The organism is Pseudomonas sp. JL27(2026) (assembly GCF_056933555.1).
Genome location: NZ_CM167794.1, coordinates 3,646,092 through 3,663,238 on the forward strand (window position 1 = coordinate 3,646,092; position 17,147 = coordinate 3,663,238).

22 protein-coding genes and 1 pseudogene are annotated in these 17,147 nt (G+C 58.4%); 13 read left to right on the top strand and 10 right to left on the bottom strand.

Annotated elements, in window-relative coordinates; translation table 11 throughout:
• Positions 1-159: 159 nt before the first annotated feature.
• The 3 genes from AC1Z1G_RS16685 to AC1Z1G_RS16695 form a co-directional block, all read right to left on the bottom strand.
• On the bottom strand, positions 160-852 hold the full coding sequence (locus tag AC1Z1G_RS16685) for a M24 family metallopeptidase (RefSeq protein WP_483621129.1): 693 nt from the start codon (positions 850-852) through the stop codon (positions 160-162).
• Between the two features lie 127 nt (positions 853-979).
• Positions 980-1,636, bottom strand: coding sequence for a protein-tyrosine phosphatase family protein (locus AC1Z1G_RS16690; protein ID WP_483621130.1), 657 nt, complete (start codon positions 1,634-1,636; stop codon positions 980-982).
• Positions 1,637-1,901: 265 nt separating this feature from the next.
• Positions 1,902-2,291: a c-type cytochrome gene (locus AC1Z1G_RS16695; RefSeq protein WP_483621131.1), complete on the bottom strand. Its 390-nt coding sequence runs from the start codon at positions 2,289-2,291 to the stop codon at positions 1,902-1,904.
• Between the two features lie 237 nt (positions 2,292-2,528).
• Here AC1Z1G_RS16695 and AC1Z1G_RS16700 point away from each other — a divergent pair, with 237 nt between their 5' ends.
• Complete coding sequence (locus AC1Z1G_RS16700) at positions 2,529-3,188, top strand: methyltransferase family protein (RefSeq protein WP_483621132.1); 660 nt, start codon at positions 2,529-2,531, stop codon at positions 3,186-3,188.
• Positions 3,189-3,418: 230 nt separating this feature from the next.
• Here the strand turns inward: AC1Z1G_RS16700 and AC1Z1G_RS16705 are convergent, their stop codons facing one another.
• Genes AC1Z1G_RS16705 through AC1Z1G_RS16715 form a run of 3 tightly spaced genes read right to left on the bottom strand, consistent with a single transcriptional unit; the run spans position 3,419 to position 7,524 of the window.
• A complete protein-coding gene (locus AC1Z1G_RS16705) occupies positions 3,419-4,759 on the bottom strand; it encodes an MFS transporter (protein ID WP_483621133.1) in 1,341 nt (446 codons plus the stop codon).
• Positions 4,760-4,801: 42 nt separating this feature from the next.
• Positions 4,802-6,343: a class I adenylate-forming enzyme family protein gene (locus tag AC1Z1G_RS16710; RefSeq protein WP_483621134.1), complete on the bottom strand. Its 1,542-nt coding sequence runs from the start codon at positions 6,341-6,343 to the stop codon at positions 4,802-4,804.
• Between the two features lie 2 nt (positions 6,344-6,345).
• On the bottom strand, positions 6,346-7,524 hold the full coding sequence (locus AC1Z1G_RS16715) for an acetyl-CoA acetyltransferase (RefSeq protein WP_483621135.1): 1,179 nt from the start codon (positions 7,522-7,524) through the stop codon (positions 6,346-6,348).
• 133 nt (positions 7,525-7,657) lie between these two features.
• Here AC1Z1G_RS16715 and AC1Z1G_RS16720 point away from each other — a divergent pair, with 133 nt between their 5' ends.
• A complete protein-coding gene (locus AC1Z1G_RS16720) occupies positions 7,658-8,230 on the top strand; it encodes a LuxR C-terminal-related transcriptional regulator (protein ID WP_347900994.1) in 573 nt (190 codons plus the stop codon).
• A 21-nt stretch (positions 8,231-8,251) separates the two neighbouring features.
• On the opposite strand, the gene AC1Z1G_RS16725 is transcribed toward AC1Z1G_RS16720, so the two are convergent.
• A complete protein-coding gene (locus AC1Z1G_RS16725) occupies positions 8,252-8,485 on the bottom strand; it encodes a YceK/YidQ family lipoprotein (RefSeq protein ID WP_483621136.1) in 234 nt (77 codons plus the stop codon).
• A gap of 149 nt (positions 8,486-8,634) precedes the next feature.
• Between AC1Z1G_RS16725 and AC1Z1G_RS16730 the strand changes: the two genes are divergently transcribed.
• Entirely contained in the window at positions 8,635-9,012 is a 378-nt protein-coding gene (locus AC1Z1G_RS16730; RefSeq protein ID WP_483621137.1) for a DUF2784 domain-containing protein, read from the top strand.
• 97 nt (positions 9,013-9,109) lie between these two features.
• On the opposite strand, the pseudogene AC1Z1G_RS16735 reads toward AC1Z1G_RS16730, so the two are convergent.
• Both AC1Z1G_RS16735 and AC1Z1G_RS16740 read right to left on the bottom strand, forming a co-directional pair.
• A pseudogene (locus AC1Z1G_RS16735) lies at positions 9,110-10,141 on the bottom strand (chitinase); the annotation flags it as partial.
• A 47-nt stretch (positions 10,142-10,188) separates the two neighbouring features.
• Positions 10,189-10,824: a lytic polysaccharide monooxygenase auxiliary activity family 9 protein gene (locus tag AC1Z1G_RS16740; protein ID WP_483621138.1), complete on the bottom strand. Its 636-nt coding sequence runs from the start codon at positions 10,822-10,824 to the stop codon at positions 10,189-10,191.
• A gap of 315 nt (positions 10,825-11,139) precedes the next feature.
• Here AC1Z1G_RS16740 and AC1Z1G_RS16745 point away from each other — a divergent pair, with 315 nt between their 5' ends.
• Positions 11,140-11,583 (top strand): GNAT family N-acetyltransferase, encoded by a 444-nt coding sequence (locus AC1Z1G_RS16745; RefSeq protein ID WP_483621139.1) that lies wholly within the window; start codon positions 11,140-11,142, stop codon positions 11,581-11,583.
• Between the two features lie 27 nt (positions 11,584-11,610).
• Here AC1Z1G_RS16745 and AC1Z1G_RS16750 read toward each other — a convergent pair whose 3' ends face one another.
• On the bottom strand, positions 11,611-11,949 hold the full coding sequence (locus AC1Z1G_RS16750; RefSeq protein WP_483621140.1) for a hypothetical protein: 339 nt from the start codon (positions 11,947-11,949) through the stop codon (positions 11,611-11,613).
• A 188-nt stretch (positions 11,950-12,137) separates the two neighbouring features.
• Between AC1Z1G_RS16750 and AC1Z1G_RS16755 the strand changes: the two genes are divergently transcribed.
• The 9 genes from AC1Z1G_RS16755 to AC1Z1G_RS16795 all read left to right on the top strand — a co-directional run bounded on the left by AC1Z1G_RS16755 (position 12,138) and on the right by AC1Z1G_RS16795 (position 17,033).
• Complete coding sequence (locus AC1Z1G_RS16755; protein WP_483621141.1) at positions 12,138-12,386, top strand: hypothetical protein; 249 nt, start codon at positions 12,138-12,140, stop codon at positions 12,384-12,386.
• Between the two features lie 60 nt (positions 12,387-12,446).
• Positions 12,447-12,776, top strand: a complete 330-nt coding sequence (locus AC1Z1G_RS16760) for a DUF6388 family protein (protein WP_483621142.1) — start codon at positions 12,447-12,449, stop codon at positions 12,774-12,776.
• A gap of 3 nt (positions 12,777-12,779) precedes the next feature.
• Complete coding sequence (locus tag AC1Z1G_RS16765) at positions 12,780-13,484, top strand: YoaK family protein (RefSeq protein ID WP_483621143.1); 705 nt, start codon at positions 12,780-12,782, stop codon at positions 13,482-13,484.
• A gap of 65 nt (positions 13,485-13,549) precedes the next feature.
• Complete coding sequence (gene tusD / locus AC1Z1G_RS16770) at positions 13,550-13,942, top strand: sulfurtransferase complex subunit TusD (protein WP_483627887.1); 393 nt, start codon at positions 13,550-13,552, stop codon at positions 13,940-13,942.
• Positions 13,943-13,945: 3 nt separating this feature from the next.
• Entirely contained in the window at positions 13,946-14,308 is a 363-nt protein-coding gene (tusC, locus tag AC1Z1G_RS16775; protein ID WP_347901008.1) for a sulfurtransferase complex subunit TusC, read from the top strand.
• Positions 14,308-14,607: a sulfurtransferase complex subunit TusB gene (tusB, locus tag AC1Z1G_RS16780; RefSeq protein ID WP_483621144.1), complete on the top strand. Its 300-nt coding sequence runs from the start codon at positions 14,308-14,310 to the stop codon at positions 14,605-14,607. Before tusC ends, tusB begins: the two co-directional genes overlap by 1 nt.
• Entirely contained in the window at positions 14,604-14,939 is a 336-nt protein-coding gene (locus tag AC1Z1G_RS16785) for a TusE/DsrC/DsvC family sulfur relay protein (protein WP_483621145.1), read from the top strand. Before tusB ends, AC1Z1G_RS16785 begins: the two co-directional genes overlap by 4 nt.
• The gene (locus AC1Z1G_RS16790) at positions 14,936-15,937 is read left to right on the top strand and encodes a glycosyl transferase family protein (protein WP_483621146.1); all 1,002 of its coding nucleotides are present in this window, start codon (positions 14,936-14,938) and stop codon (positions 15,935-15,937) included. Before AC1Z1G_RS16785 ends, AC1Z1G_RS16790 begins: the two co-directional genes overlap by 4 nt.
• An 88-nt stretch (positions 15,938-16,025) precedes the next feature.
• Positions 16,026-17,033, top strand: a complete 1,008-nt coding sequence (locus tag AC1Z1G_RS16795; RefSeq protein ID WP_483621147.1) for a glutathione S-transferase family protein — start codon at positions 16,026-16,028, stop codon at positions 17,031-17,033.
• The last annotated feature ends 114 nt before the right edge of the window (positions 17,034-17,147 follow it).

Sequence of the window (17,147 nt, forward strand, 5' to 3'; positions counted from 1 at the left end):
GGCAGAGACAGTCCTTCTTGATCAATTCATTCATCAGCCAGGTTTTCTGGAGCTGGCGGGTAAGCCCTTGTGTAAGCACCGAAGCGAAAAACTGTAACCGAAACCTGAAACAAAAACACGATTGACTGATTGCCGAAACACGTCAGGACTCCATTTCCATCAAAGTTCTATTGCAATACCCGTCTCGTCGAAAAAATAGATATTTTCATGTTTGAACCCCCACCGCCCCTCTTTATGACGAATATGCGGTTCAAATGTAAAACACGGGACTTCACCTAAGCACCTGTGATTACCTGACTCGACATACAACCTGTCGTCAGGACGCTGGGCTATGCTGTGTCCAACATTCCCCAGGAAATCAAGATTTTCGAAACCGGCTGAGCGTATCGCATCATTGGCGAATTCATACAACTGATGAAAAGTACTGTCGGGACGAACAAAAAGCTGCATTTGCTCATGCAGAAGGTGCTCTGCCTCATACCCGACAACGAACTCGGCACTGATCGGCACCCGCCTGCAAATCCCGTCTTCCACGTAAAAGGAGCGGGCGCAGTCTCCCCAAATGCTCTCGGACCTGGGACTCAGGTCCACCGTTATCAGGTTTCTCTCACCAACGGGTTCCTCGCTCGGCTTATAGCCACGTCCGGACACTGATACCAGGCTTCGTGAGCCAAGCAACACAAACGCCGGGCAGTCGTAATACCAGGTGTCCGGGTAACCTTGCTGTTTAAGCTCCAACGCAGCGAACCTTGCGATTGACGCCTCGGTTGATTCAGGTTTGATGTGTTCGACGAGCCGGTGCAGCACACACTTTGCGGCAGTCTGGACGGCCAGGTTCAGTGGGACGGTCATTCGGAAAACTCCAGCCAAGGCAAATCACAAGTGCTGAACTGTATCACCCCCCGGCGGGTACACGAGTCCCAGGCATCAGTGCTGAACATTCGCCCGCCCTATCCTCTGGCGGCAGGAACCCAACGACTTAACGTCTCTGGGAAATGTATTGCTTATAGAAGCTGCGTAACACCTCTTCCTGACCGGTGCTTTCTTCAGCACCACTATTAGCACTTTCTGCGGTTGACTCTCTAATAAAAACCTCTTGTACAGCCTCAGTGCAATACTCCGTGGCAAACATCTCCCACGCTGTCATCATGGTCCCTGTTCGTCCTTGACCATAACCACAGTAAATCAGAGCACTATGCCCTTCTTTAATTGTATTATTTATTTGTCGACACGCCTCATCCAGCTTACTCGCGGTGGGTGCCGAAAAATCTTTAACCCCTAAAAACAAATAACGAATTTTATGCTTACCTAGAAGCCCTTTCCCCTCCTCTATCTCGTGGTGATTCAAACTAACAATCAGCCTGATATTAAACTTGTTCAACACCTCGATCACGGCCGCATCAATCACCTGAGGGGTGTCACCTGTTGCGGGGTCATAATAGGGCTGGGAGCTTCTGTAGACCCTAGGCTGTTTAAGGCTTAGCAACCCACTCGTGCCAGGCACCCAGTTCTGAAAAGGCATTCCGCGCGTGTAACCTTCTAAATTTTCTACTTGGACATCCATTCCATTCCCCTCAAGACAGATTAGCCAATCTGAATTCACCCACTCAACGTTGTCAGATTGTTGTTCAAACAAAGACAACTCATTCCGAACACGGCCTATCCAACGAAGACTCGACGTTCCAGATCATACATAAATAAAACCGCACCTCTGAAGGACTAGAACGTTTCGGCAGGAAGAGTGTGAATACCCATGATTGATTAACGATGGTGGCGATACCGGTTCATCGCCTGGGGCTGCATCATTTCAAATGTGATGCATGAGCCGAGGGGAAACAAAGCCCAGGGGTATTTCAAGTACCGATGTATCAGTGAGCGCCACGCTCACGTAACGATAAAGATTACTGCGGCTGAAATGTCTGAAGGTAGGCCAACAGGTTTTCGATTTTTTCTGGATCGCTGATCCCCCAGAAAATCATCCGGGTGCCAGGCACCACCTCTTTTGGGTCTTCGATATACGCGGCCAGTGTTTCGCGAGTCCAGACGACACCTGAGGATTTCATGGCCGAGGAGTACTGGTAGTCCGTCGTGCTTCCCGCAGGGCGCCCAAAAATGGCATTGAGCTGCGGCCCGAAAGACCCCCGCGCTGAAACGCCTACCTGGTGGCAGCCGCCGCAGACCCGGTTAAACAGTTTCGCTCCCGCTTCAGCATCGCCGGCGGCGTCTGCTGACATGCTGAACAATCCTGCATTGAGCACTAAGGCGAACATCAGTACGGCGGTTTTCTTCATAGTTCGTTCCAAATCGGGTGTTGTTGACAGCAAAGGCGAGCGGCTACAGGCCGTTGAGTCGGTCTTGTTGTTAGCATCGCCAGCCACATTATGAGCCCACCTACGGCGTGGAAGTCATCAGATCGTGAGCGGTTAAGAAAGGCTGTATTAGAGGGCACTTTCAACAACTTCACCCGGGAGCGGATATCTATTAACGCTTCTACGCTTACAGCGTGGGCGTTACCCCGAGAGAGAACCATGAAAATCACCCCCCGACTGGCGTTTTTCAGCACCGCGGCCACCCTGGCTTATCTCGGCCTCGCCGTTTTGGGCAGTGGAGGGTTTGCAGCTTTTTTTGCCCACCCGCCGCTGGTTGTCGTTGCGCTGGCAACCCTGGTGATGTCTGGCCTCGCGCTCTTCACCGAGGCCAATCTGAGCACCGGAGAACGTGAAGACCGCACGAACCGTTGGGTCCTCCCGGTTTTTGGGCTACTGGGTCTGCTGGGCGCCTGGTTGCCAGCCTACACAGACCGGATCGGGCTATGGACGTTTGGTGACGAGGGTATCCGGTGGCTGGGTGCCGCACTCTTCGTCGCCGGAGGTGCGCTACGGATGTGGCCCGTCTTTGTGCTCGGCAACCGATTCAGCGGACTGGTTGCCATTCAACCCGGACACACGCTGGTTACCGACGGTATCTACCGCACCCTGCGCAACCCAAGCTATCTGGGCTTGCTCGTCAACTCCCTCGGATGGGCGCTCGCCTTTCGTTCAGGCTTGGGCGTTGTGCTGACGATGTTGACGCTCCTGCCGCTCATCGCGCGCATACGGTCTGAAGAGGCGTTGCTACGCTCGCAGTTTGGTGACGAGTACGAAGCTTACTGCGCACGCACCTGGCGGCTCATTCCGGGACTCTACTGATGGGAACCGGGTACACAAACTGCCCCCCATGATCGTCACTTGTCCTTGAAGGAAGCGGCATGAACATACTGGTACTGGGCGGAACGGTCTTTTTGGGGCGACATATCGTAGAGGCCGCCCTGCTTGCCACGGCCTCTGATTCGCCCAGACACAACAAAGCCCGGCATTGGCCGGGCTTTGTTGACTCAACGGTGGTCAGGCGAGGCTGCTCGATCCACCAGCCGCCGCATTCAAGGTGCCGGCACCAACCTCAAACCGGCTCGCTCTGCGCCTTTTGCCTCGGCAGGGCCTGCACAGGCAACAAAGTCTTCCTTGCGCAACACCACCAACGCAATCAGCGATACCACTCCTGTGCCGATGTAAAAATACCAGGGCGAGGTAATGTCTCCAGTCAGTTTGATCAGCCAGGTAGAAATCAGCGGTGCGCTGCCGCCGAAGACGGCCACCGGGATGTTGTACGCCACCGCGATGCCGGTGGAGCGGATTCGGGTGGGCAGCAATTCGCTCATCAACGCGTAGGTCGACGAGGCATACAGCCCGAACAGAATCGCCACGGCCATCAACGGGTAGATGAACGAAGCCGGCGTTGCCGTCGGGGCCGACTTGAAGAGCCAGTACATCGCCAGCGTTGCCAGGGTACCGATCACCAGCAAGAACGGCTTACGTCCGTACTTATCCGTGAACGCGCCGCCGAAAGGCATGACGAATGCCGCCGACAGGCTGGCAACAAACACATAGAGCAAGGTCGTACCGCTGTCGAACTTGAGAATGCTCGACATGTAGGTAGAGACAAAGGTCAGCACCAGATAAAAGATCGAGCTGTGCAGGGTAATGATGAAGAACACCAGGGCAATCGCCCGCTTCCACTGCCAGACTTCTCGCAGAGGCGCTTTAGACGTCTCCCCGGCGCGCTGCAACGCCAGGAACTCGGGGCTGTCTTCCAGCCTCAAGCGGATGTACATCGAGATCAGGCCCAGCGGCGCCGCAATCAGAAACGGAATCCGCCAGCCCCAGGCTTGCATCAGGTCAGCGCCCAGCACCCAGGTCATCCCGTTGGCCACCGCACCACCCAGTAACAGGCCGAGCACCGCCGTCACCATCAACCAACAGGTGGCAAAGCCGCGTCGACCGGGCCCCGCGTATTCGGAGATGAAACTGGTGATGGTGCCGATCTCGCCACCGGCCGAGAAACCTTGCACACAGCGGATCAATACCAGAATGATCGGCGCGGCGATGCCAATCGACGCATAGGTCGGCAACAACCCCAGCAGAAAGGTCGAGCCGGCCATCATCACCAGCACGGTGATCAGAGTCTTGCGTCGGCCGATCTTGTCCGCCAGCGGACCGAAGAACAGCCCCCCCAGCGGCCGGATGAAAAAGCTCAGGGCAAAGGCTGCAAAACTGGCGAGCAGGCTGGTGGTCGGGTCGTCGGAGACGAAAAACGCCTTGCCGATGTAGACGGCGAGAAAACCGTAAACGCCGTAGTCGTACCACTCGATCAAGTGACCCGACGTTGCACCGATAAACGCCCGGCGCCGTTGCCGGGCCGGGTCTTTGTGTTGAATGCCCATTTGAAGGACTCCTGTCTGATTTCTATCCATGGAAAACACAACTCAAGGAACGGCAGTGACGTTCGCAACTTCCTTCAACCACTGGCGCAGATCGGTCTTGAGGATCTTGCCGTAACTGTTCTTGGGCAGCTCCGTGCGGAACACATACTTCTTCGGCTTTTTGAATGACGCCATGCGCTCAATGAACCAGGCATTGAGCAAAGAGGCATCAAGCAGCTCGGCATCACGGGGAACGACAAACGCTACCACCGATTCCCCCCACTGCGCATCTGGTTCACCGACCACGCAGACCTCAAAGACGTCCGGGTGTTGCGCCAGTACTTCCTCGACTTCCCGAGGATACACGTTACTGCCGCCGGTAATGATCACATCCTTGGAGCGATCGGTGAGCGTCAGATACCCCGCGTGATCCAGGAACCCTATGTCGCCGGTCAACAACCAGCCATCCACCAGGGCCTGATCTGTCGCCGCATCATTGCGCCAGTAGCCCCGCATGACGGTGGCCCCACGCACGGCGATCTCCCCCGGCTGGCCGGGAGGCAGCGGTACGTGCCCGGGGTCCAGGACCCTGATTTCCACGCACGATTGCGCCCGCCCCACGCAAGCAACCCGCGCGGCCCAGTCAGGGTGGTTCCGGTCTGCTATCCACTCACGGGACAAGGCGCTGATGGTCATCGGGCTCTCGCCCTGACCATAAATCTGCACCAGGCGTGGCCCAAAGGTCTGGACCGCATCCTGCAGATCCGCCAGGTACATGGGCGCGCCGCCGTAGACGATGGTTTTGATCCCCTCGCCGCCATAGCCCTGGCGACGCGCCTGTTCAACCATGCGCTTGACCATGGTCGGCGCGGCAAACAGGCTGATGTTGCCCAGCGCGCTCGCCAACCCGAACAGCTCATCGGCCTTGAAGCCACGGGACTGAGGGACGACATGGCGGGCACCGCAGCGCACATGGATAAAGTTGTAGAGACCGGCGCCGTGGGACATCGGGGCCGCATACACCACCGCGTCATCAGGGCTGACCGGGTCCACGTCGAGGGGATAACACAGCGACATGGCCGTCAGGTTGCCGTGCGACAGCATCACGCCTTTGGATCGTCCGGTGGTGCCGGAGGTGTAGAACAGCCACGCAAGGTCATCGGAGTGCCGAGGACTGGGCGTTGCCAACCTCTGCGAGTCGACTGGAGCGGGCAACACCCGCTCTCCACCATCCAGCTCCCGACACCCGCGCGGCAACGCCTCGGGGGTGAACATCCGGCCGCCATCAGTGAAGATCAAACGGGCCTGCGCATTGTCGACGATCCAGTCGGCCTCGACAGGATGCAGTTTGAAGTTGATCGGCACCGCCACCGCACCCGCCCACCAGATGGCATACAGCAGCTCGAGGTATTGGCAACCGTTCTTCATGAACAGCGCCACCCGATCGCCGGGTGCAATGCCGTACTCGTCAATGAGTTGCACGGCACGGTCGCGGGCCTGGGCGGCAAACGCGCCATAGTCGGCGACTTGCCGCTGCCCCTCAAATAACGCCGGACGCTCTGGCCAACGTTGGCCGGCGTCGTTCAACCAGTTGGCGATGTTCATACTCAGGCCCTGCGGGCCTGAAGCACCGAGGCGTAGTTGGCGACCGCCATGCCACCCATGTTGAACACCAGGCCAAACTCGGGATTGGGCACCGCCAGGCCAATGGGATTGCCCGTCAACTGTCGAAAGGCCAGGGCATGCATCGACACACCTGTTGCGCCCACCGGATGCCCCTTGGCCTTGAGGCCGCCGGACAGGTTCACCGGCAGACGACCGCCCGCCCGCACGATGCCGTCATCCAGCGCCCGATGTCCCTCGCCTTTGGGCGCCAGGCCCATGGCTTCGTAGATCAGCAGTTCAGCGATGGTGAAACAGTCATGGACCTCGGCAAAGCTCAGGTCGGCCAACGTCACGTTGGCCCCGCGCAGTGCGGAATGGATCGCACGCTGCGGGCCTTCAAACGCAAGGAAGTCACGCTGGGCAATCGGCAGAAAATCGTTGACCTGGGTCACCGCGCGAATCAGCACCTCCCGACGGAACTGCCGGGCGCGCCTGGACGAGGCCAGCACAATGGCAGACGCACCATCGCTGATCAGCGAACAATCGGTCAGGCGCAGTGACTCGGCAATGTAGGGATTGCTCTTGGACACGTTGTTGCAATGTTCGAAATCCATGACCTTGCGCATCTGCGCCAAAGGGTTGGCCATGGCATTGGAGTGGTTCTTGGTCGCGATGGCGGCCATGGACGCCAAGGGGCACTGGTGACGATCACGGTATTGTTGCGCGGCCAGGCCGAACAACTGCGGAAAGCTGAGCCCGGCCTCCTCGGCATCGTTCTGGTAACCGGCACCGGCCAGGGCCTTGGTGACATCGGCCGTGGAATTGGAGGTCATTTTTTCCGCGCCCACAACCAGCACCAACTCGGCGGAGCCCGAGAGGATTGCATTGATGCCCGCCTGAATCGCCGCCGAACCCGAAGCACAGGCATTTTCACAGCGGGTTGCGGGTTTGAAGCGCAAACCCGGGTCGGCTTGCAGCATCAGCGACGAGGCAAAGCCGTCCGCCACCATGCCCGAATTGAAATGCCCAAGAAACAGGGCGTCGATTTCCGAGGCGTCGATGGCGGCGTCCGCCAGGGCTTCGCGAGTGACCTGGACGATAAGGTCTTCCAGCGTGGAATCGTCCAGGCGACCAAAACGGGTGTGACCGGCAGCAACAATGGATACGGAATCATGGGGCATGGCAATTTTCTTCTTTGCTTGGAGCAGGCATTCCTTACAATGACCCACCACCCGGATCGCCCGCTAGTTCGTGCAACTACGTACACGAGTAAGTAGCCATCAAAATCGGATCCAAATCGAGGCAGGATGCCCAATGACCGTCTTCACGCAGCAACTCAAAGACCTTGAGCGCCTGGCCTTCCAGGTGTCACCTGCCCCGCAACTCATCACCAGTCACCGCTTGATGCTCGATTGCAACGAGGCATTTCTGCAGCTCTTCGGCTACCCGCGTGAAGAACTGCTGGGGCATCTGACCCTGCTGATTTATCCCTCCCAGGCGGACTACAAGAGCATCGGCAATCGCAGCCAGACCTGGCTGCGCAACAGCAAGAACAGCTCCTACTCCGATGAGCGCTTCATGCAGCACAAAAACGGCGAAGTGTTCTGGGCCAGGTCACATGGCTACTCCCTGACCCCGGACGACCCGTTCAAGCTGATGGTCTGGCACTTCGAGCGCATGGACCGGGTTCACCACGCGACGGTGAACCTCACGCCCCGCGAGCGCGAAATTTCGATGCACATCGTCAACGGTCTGACCTGCAAGGAAGTGGCGAAAAAACTGGTGATTTCCCACAGAACCGTGGAAGTCCATCGCGCCCGCCTGATGAAAAAACTACACGCCAAGAACAGCGCGGAGCTGGTCTCGAAGATCATTTTCGTCAATTGACGAATCAGGCGGCGACGTGACTCAAAGGTTACAGCTGTACTGGTATTCAAACGGGTAGAACAGCGTATCCACCACCGCCGAGAATGGCGCATCGAACAGGACGAAGGGCAGCAAACGCCACTCGGACATCTCAAGCAATGCCCAATCCACGCGCACGCCAAGGTAGGGGCACGGATGGTCATCGAGGCGCATCAGTACGCCAGCGCACCCGCTCAGTGAGAGGACAGCGATCAACAACAGGCACTTTCGCAACACGTAACGTCCTTATTACTATTTGATCTTGATGCTCATAGACGTTATCGCGAACAGTAAGTCACCCAACCTTCCAAATTTCGATGCAGCCAGCCTCCACAGCGGGTGCTATCGTGTCGCCCGCGTGAACAATCAGGATCGATGGAGTCGACATGTTTTACCGGATAGCCGCCGACGGGCTGGTGCTGTTTCATCTGCTGTTCATTATTTTCGTGCTGTGCGGCGGGCTGCTGGCGCTCAAGTGGCGCCCGCTGATCTGGCTGCACCTTCCCGCAGCCGCCTGGGGAGTGGCGGTCGAGGTCTTCCAGTGGATGTGCCCGCTGACCCAATGGGAAAACTACCTGCGCATGGCCGCAGGGCAAGGAGGTTACGGCGACGGTTTCATTGAGCATTATCTGATTCCGCTGATCTACCCGGCCGGGCTGACCCACAGCATTCAAATCGGCCTGGGGGCTCTGGTATTGACCATCAACGTGCTGGTCTACTTGCTGCACTTCAGGCAATGGAAAGCCAGGCGCGCGGCCTGCTAGTCCCAGGCAACAACAACGAAAAAGCCCGGCATCTCTGCCGGGCTTTCTGTTTCACTTCACATCACTTTCACGACAAGGTGGTCGCGGTTTCCTCAAGGGCAGGATGCGCCTGAGCAGCAGCCACCCCGTGGATCAGCGGCGCATAGCGACGACTGAATTCCCAGTTGTAGCGGACACGGTCCTTGCTGATGCCATCGTCCCAGTTGATCGACCAGGTCATCAGGCCTTTGATCGGATGACCCGCCGCATCGAGACGCTTGAAGGCATTCACCACCGCCGCCGGGTTGATCACATAACCGGTTGCCGCCGCGTCGACGTTGGTCGGTAAACCGATGACCAGTTTGTCGGCCGGGATTTTGGTAAACCCTCGGGTGCCGGTCACGAGGCTGTCGGTCAGGTAGTAGAGGAAATCTTCCTTCATCGCATCATTGTTCTGCGCAAGCCAGGCCCCCTTCCCACCGTTGGCCTCAGGTGCCCAGACGCCGTCGCCGCCCTGGTTGTAATACTGAGGGGCAATGAAGTCGTAATACCCTTCCAGTGCCTTGATGTAGGGGACGTACCTGCCACCGGTCGTCAGATACGGAAACTCAGGCGCCATGCTGATGATGAAGTGCTTGCCTTCACCGGCATAGTGATCCTTGACCATTTTCAAGGCCGCAGGCAGCACCGTCTTGTTGTCCGCATAATCAATGGCACTTTGTTCCAGGTCGATGTCCAGCCCGTCGAAACCGTAGGTTTCCACCAGACGAATGATCTCGTTGGCCATCGCCTGTTCGCTGCCTTTGCGCAGCTCGATGTGCGCATCCGCACCCCCGAGCGAAATCAGCACCGCCCGGCCCTGGCTGTTCAACACGCCGACCTGGCGCCGGAACTCTTCATCGGACAGGTTGTAGGGCTTGAAGGTCGGAATTCCGTTGCCCTTCATGAATGCCACAGCAACCACGTTGTAGTCCTTTGGAATGTCGACCAGGTTCAGGTTGGCAAACTGCCCACGCTGATAGCCGTCGCTTGGTCCTGCTGCCCAGTTGTGCCAGAACCCCATCAGGATCTTCTTGCCGGCAATACTCGGCATCAACGAAGCGGCATCGCTACGCTGAGACTTCAGTAAAGAAAAGTTGAAATTTGACATGTTCTAATCCTTGAGAACGTGTTTGGTTGTTTTTAACGAACGTGGCGTTACTTGAAATCCACGTCGAAGGCTTGGTAGAACGCATTACCGGTGTTGGCAACAATCCACAGCAGCACAATCACGTGATGGCCCTTTTTGTTCGCTGGCAGTTTCACTTGGTGCTCGACTTTGGCCTTGAGTTCGCTGCCATGGGAGTAGTAAGGCACCTGAGTGTAAAAATCGTCGGCAAACGGTTTTGGCTCAAGTTGCGCACGGCTGATGCGTTGTTTCGGGTCCCAGCCATCCTTGGTGATGAACCAGCTGTAGCCGCGAGTGGTATGAGGCGCGGTGTACTGCCAGGTGACATTGAAAACCTGACCCGGATCCACGTTCAGCAGCGGCCAGGTAAAAGGACGGTTGAGCTTTTTGCTCATTTCCTCGCTGGTGTAGTTAACGCAGTCACGGGCATCGGCCTTGCCACCGCTGAGGATAAAACCATCGGCCGGAGGGGCAACGCTGGGAGTATCCGTCTGGTAAGGCGCGGGGAATGGGCCGGCAGTCAACGCAGGAAAGCCTTTGCCGCCTTCCATTTCGTTCAGTTGCCAGCCTTCCAGAAGACCCACGTCAATGGCGACAGAGCCGCGACTGGCCGGGGTGGTGACACGACCGTGTCTGAGTTGCGATTCAGTTTGTGGCTTGTTCATTTTTTTCACTCCGTTGATTAAGAAAGCTCCTTCCTGAGGAGCCCCTCCAACCTAACGGAACGATAAAAGTTGTCCACGGCCGCTTTTTTGGCAATCCGGGTGGGAGTTTCGGTTTGAGCCAATAGATACTGTATATACATACAGTATAAGTAGCAAAATCCCACATCACGAGTGGCATAAGGACTACAGCCTGCACCTGAAAAAAGCCATGTTCGATGCATGCCCTTTGCTCAGGAAATAGGATTCTCGTCGACGGTGGTACGCGCTAATCTCGTGCTCGGCTTACCCCCCAACACCGTCACAAGGACGTCGCAAATGAAAGTACGCATCGAGTTATCGCAAAACCCCAGCCCCGAAGAACGCCTGGCCATTCTCAAACCACTGCGCGCCTACAACATCGCCAACGCTGGCGAAGGTCATCGCGAGGATATCGCCCTGCTGGTTCGCGACGAAGAAACTGACGAGGTCCTCGGCGGGCTCTATGGCAGTGTGTTTTACCAATGGTTGTTCATCGACCTTTTGTCCGTACCCGAGCAGGCACGCGGTCAAGGCGTTGGCTCACGGCTGATGCACATGGCCGAGGCGCTGGCGCAGCAAAAAAACTGCGTGGGGATGTACCTCGACACCTTTGAATTCCAGGCGCCGGGATTTTACAAAAAGATGGGGTTCAGCGAGTTTGGGCACATGGACGACTATCCGCCGGGCCATAAGCGTTTCTTTTTCCAGAAACGCCTGACCAACGCCGGTCAACACGCATAAGCATGACGCGACGCGGCGGTCACCGCCTTACAAGCAAGCAGCCAGTGCCGCCAAACGGCGCTTGGCAACCCAGTTGTCCTGGGGGGCGTAGTACTTCAAGGCGCCGTTCTGCACATCGATGAAGGACTCGGCCGAACGGGTGTAGACGGTGAAACCACCGTTTTCGCCCGGCTGCAGGTAACCGCTGGCATCGACACCAAACACCGACTCGTCCTGCCAGGCAAACTGCACACACTGGGCGACGACCAGGTCAGGCTTGTTCGAGGTGAACGTCTGTTTAGGGCTCTGGGAACGAGCGTCCTTCATCGTCGAGCCTGCGCAACCGACCAGCAACACACTGGCCAGCGCCACCATCAAAATACGCATTGTGTTTCCTTACTCGCAAAACGCCGACTGTATCACCGCAAGCCGTCGCCCCGCAGCACCCGCCTTGCTTGCGCCACCCCGGTGGCGCTCTGCTTTACTGCATATATAGCGCGACAGACCGTGCCGATTCGCGCACCCTGTCGCGCCATAATGGGCACCTCGCCCGTGAATCCTTTTTTGGAAAGCCTATGACCCCCAATGCCGAGTTCTACAAACCGTCGACCGACTACGCCGACAAACTGATCAGCCAGATCGGCCAGACCCCGTCGTGGATTGCCAAACGCATCGGCGTGACCGACAAGCGCATTCGTTACATCCTCGACGGTGAACGCACCGTCAAAGGCGAAACCACGCCGATCCAGATGACCTACACCGAACAGTTCGCGCTGGAATGTCTGGCGGCCGAGGCCAGGGCCAACAAGAAAAAGACCTCCTGACCCGCGTCAAGGCAACCGTCGGCACACCGCGCATACTTTCCCTTTGACAAGGACTGGTCCATGGCCCTCATCGAATCGCAACACGAACTGGCGCTGCAACGGTTTCTCAATGCCCGCCCGGCGTTGCGCGAAGCACTCGATAACCTCAACCCTCTGGCCGCACAGGCCAAAGGCGAAACCATGGCCCACTACCGCAACGAACGGCTGCATGAGGCCTTCGAGGCAGAAGCCGAGCGTCTGGGCCTGTTCGCCTGGGAGTTGACGCTGCAATTGACCGTCGCCACCGCCGAGGACTTTGAAACCCAGCGCCTGGAGGTGCACAAGGAAGTGGCGCAAATGGCCGGCATGGACTGGAAGGAATATTGCGAACTGCATGGCCTGGAGCGTTAGCCCATGCTGCCGTCCTCCCCTCATCGCGCCCACACACCTGGCCTGGTGCACGTACAGAAATGGCGTGGCCGGATCGGGTTGTGCCTGGTGGCGAGCCTGTCGGTACTGGCCGGGATGACCGATGCCATCGGCTTCATGGCCACCGGCGATTTCGTCTCCTTCATGAGCGGCAACACCACCCGCCTGGCGGTGGCCATCAGCGATGGCGATCTGGGGTTGACCCTGCGGTTGCTGGTGCTGGTCGCCATGTTCATTGCCGGCAACGCGCTGGGCGTTGTGGTCACTCGCCTGGGTGGGCGCCGTGCCCTGCCCTTGATGCTGAGCATCGCCGCCCTGCTGTGCGGCGCAGCGGCATGGCCATTCGAGGCGAAATTTCCAGCATTGCTGGCTGCAATCATCGCCATGGGGATGCTCAACGCCGCCGTCGAACAGGTCAACGGCTTGCCGGTCGGTCTGACCTATGTCACCGGCGCCCTGTCGCGCTTCGGTCGGGGCCTGGGACGCTGGATGCTCGGCGAACGGCGCAATGGCTGGCGGGTGCAATTGATTCCCTGGACCGGCATGTTTGCCGGCGCCGTCCTGGGCGCCGTGCTCGAACACCGTTTCGGCCTCCAGGCCCTGTACGCCAGCGGCCTGCTGGCCACCGTGCTCGGGATGGTTTCGCTGAAGATTCCACGTCGCTGGCAACTGGGCTACATGCCGCGCTGAATCGCCCTTCGCCGCATCGGCGATAAAGCTTTATCATGGCCACAGATTTGTTGTCAGAGTTCGCCATGAAGTTCGCCATTGCGTTGTTTTCCGCAGCCCATGCGCCCTCCTCGCGCCGTGCCTTGCTGTTTGCCCGGGCAGCGTTGGCCGGCGGGCACGAGATCGTGCGGTTGTTTTTCTATCAGGACGGCGTTTACAACGCGTCGAGCACTGTCGTCACGCCACAGGATGAACAAGACCTGCCGCTGCAATGGCGCACCTTCGTCAGCGAGCATCAGCTCGACGGCGTGGTGTGCATTGCCGCCGCCCTGCGCCGTGGCGTACTCAATGAAGAAGAAGCCAAGCGTTATCAGCGCCAGGCCATCGATGTCAGCGCGCCGTGGGAATTGTCCGGCCTCGGGCAACTGCACGATGCAGTGCAGGACGCCGACCGTTTGATCTGCTTCGGAGGGCCGTGAGGCATGCCTAAATCCTTGCTGATTATCAGCCGGCAAGCTCCCTGGTCCGGCCCTGCTGCCCGTGAAGCGCTGGACATCGTGCTCGCTGGCGGCGCGTTCGATTTGCCGATTGGCCTGCTGTTCCTCGACGACGGCGTGTTCCAGCTCGCGCCGAACCAGAGCGCAACAGCCGTGCAACAGAAAGACCTGAGTGCCAACTTGCAGGCACTGTCGCTGTTTGGCGTCGACGATGTGTTCGCTTGCGGCAACAGTGTGCTTGAACGCGGATTTCCTCCGTCCGGTCCCAACATGGATGACGTGCAGTTACTGACGCCGGAAGAAATCACCGTGATTATTGATCGTTATGACCAAGTGATTACCCTCTGATGTCGACTTTGCATGTGTTGTCTCATTCACCGTTCAGCGATAACCGGCTGACCAGTTGCCTGCGACTGCTGGGCACAAAAGACGCGCTGCTGTTATGCGGCGACGCGGTCTATGCCCTGCAAACCGCAACGGCGCACTTCAGCGCACTTCAGGCGCGCCGTGAAACCCTGACGCTGTTCGTCCTTGCTGAAGATGTCCTGGCCCGCGCCGTACCCGTGCCTGACTGGGTCAAAAGCATCGATTACCCGGCCTTCGTCGAGCTGTCGATTCACTACGACAAGGTCAACAGTTGGCTATGAATGCGCTCACCGTAGGTGCCCGCCACATCGGCCTGGACAAGGACGGCTATCTGCTGGATCTGGATGACTGGGCCCCTGACGTCGCCACGGCCCTGGCCGCCGCCGAAGACCTGGAGCTGAGCCCTGAGCACTGGGAAATCCTCGAACTGCTGCGCGGTTTTTATCAGGAGTTCCAACTGTCCCCGGCCACTCGCCCCCTGATCAAATACACCGCGCTCAAACTGGGCCCGGACAAAGGCAACAGCCTGCACCTGAACCGACTGTTCAAAGGCACTCCTGCCAAACTCGCCGCCAAGCTGGCGGGCCTGCCCAAGCCGACTAATTGTCTATGACCGACTTCGCCCCACTGATGACAGAAACACCGGCCGAACACCCTTTTGCCCAGTTCGTGCGGATTCTCGGCAAAGGCAAACGCGGCGCCCGCAACCTGACCCGTGAAGAGGCCCGCGAGGCCATGGGCATGCTGCTCGACGAAAAAGTCGAGGACACCCAGCTCGGTGCGTTCCTGATGCTGCTACGGCACAAGGAAGAAAGCGCCGAGGAAATGGCCGGCTTCACCGAAGCCCTGCGTGAACGGCTGGCAGCACCGGCGCTGGCGGTGGATCTGGACTGGCCAACCTACGCCGGTAAAAAGCGTCATTTGCCCTGGTACCTGCTGGCGGCCAAATGCCTGGCGCAAAACGGTGTGCGCATCCTGATGCACGGCGGCGGCGCGCACACGGCGGGGCGTCTGTACAGCGAACACCTGCTCGACACCTTGAACATCCCGTTGTGCCGCAACTGGCAGCAAGTGGGGACGGCGCTGGAGCAAGGCAACCTGGCGTTCATTCCGCTGGGCGACTGGGCGCCGCAATTGCAACGGATGATCGACCTGCGCAACACCCTCGGCCTGCGCTCACCGATCCATTCGCTGGCACGGATTCTCAACCCGCTGAGTGCACGCTGTGGCCTGCAAAGTATTTTCCACCCTGGCTACCAAGGCGTGCACCGCGATGCCAGCGGCTTGCTAGGCGATAACGTGATCGTGATCAAGGGTGACGGCGGCGAAATCGAGATCAACCCCGATGCCGACAGCCACTTGTACGGCACCACCGGCGGCCAGAGCTGGGACGAAGAATGGCCGCAGCTGTCGGCGCAGCGCCACGTCAAACCGGCAAGCCTCGATCCCGAGCACATGAAAGCCGTGTGGCGCGGCGATGTGCTCGACAGCTATCCGCAAATGGCCTTGATTTCGACCATGGCCCTGGCCTTGCGTGGCCTCGGTGCGCCCCGTGATGAAGCCTTCGCCAAGGCTCAGCAGTACTGGGACGCACGGGACAAATCGATTTAACCGATCATTCGCGCCCAACCTTTGCGCTTTTTGTTCGAAGCCATCGGCATAGACTCCACTCCAACGTTTAGCCACCGAGGAGTTCGACATGGGTTTGCTGATTGAAGGGCACTGGCGTGATCAGTGGTACGAAAGCAGCCAGGACGGCGCGTTCCAGCGTGAACAGGCGCAGCGCCGTCATTGGCTGACCGCCGATGGCAAACCCGGCCCCAGCGGTGAAGGCGGCTTCCCTGCGCAAGCGGGGCGTTATCACCTCTATGTCTCGCTGGCCTGCCCCTGGGCCCACCGCACGCTGATCCTGCGCAAGCTCAAAGGGCTGGAAAGCCTGATCGATGCCTCGGTGGTCGGCTGGTCGATGCTGGAAAACGGCTGGACCTTCGACAAGGCCTTCGGCTCCACTGGCGACACACTTGATCATTTCGACTTCATGCACCAGCGCTACACCGCCGACACCGCAAACTACACCGGTCGTGTCACCGTTCCCGTGCTGTGGGACAAACAGCAAAGACGCATCGTCAGCAATGAATCGGCGGAAATCATCCGCATGTTCAACAGCGCCTTCGACGGCTTGACCGGTAATGGCCTGGACTTCTACCCGCAGCCCTTGCGCGCTGAAATCGATGAGTTGAATGCGCGGATTTACCCGGCAGTGAACAACGGTGTGTACCGCGCAGGCTTTGCCACGTCGCAGCTGGCTTATGAAGAGGCGTTCGATGAGTTGTTTGGTGAGCTGGACCGGCTGGAGCAACTGCTGGGCGCGAATCGTTACCTGACGGGTGAATACCTGACCGAAGCCGACATTCGGCTGTTCACGACACTGATTCGCTTTGACGCGGTGTACTACGGGCACTTCAAGTGCAACCTGCGGCGGATTGCCGATTACCCGCACCTGTCGAACTGGCTACGGGAGATTTATCAGTGGCCGGGGATTAGCGACACCGTGGATTTTGCCCACATCAAGAACCACTACTACGGCAGCCACAAGACCATCAATCCGACCGGGATTGTGCCCAAAGGGCCGGAACAGGACTTCACCGCGCCCCATGATCGGGAACGATTGAGCGGGAAAGGGGTTTGGCGCAATAACATCGCCTGATCTGAAGCATCGGGGGGTTTGAGGACCCCTTCGCGAGCAAGCCCGCTCCCACAGGGATTTGTGAACGACACAAATCCCTGTGGGAGCGGGCTTGCTCGCGAAGGGGGCGACGCG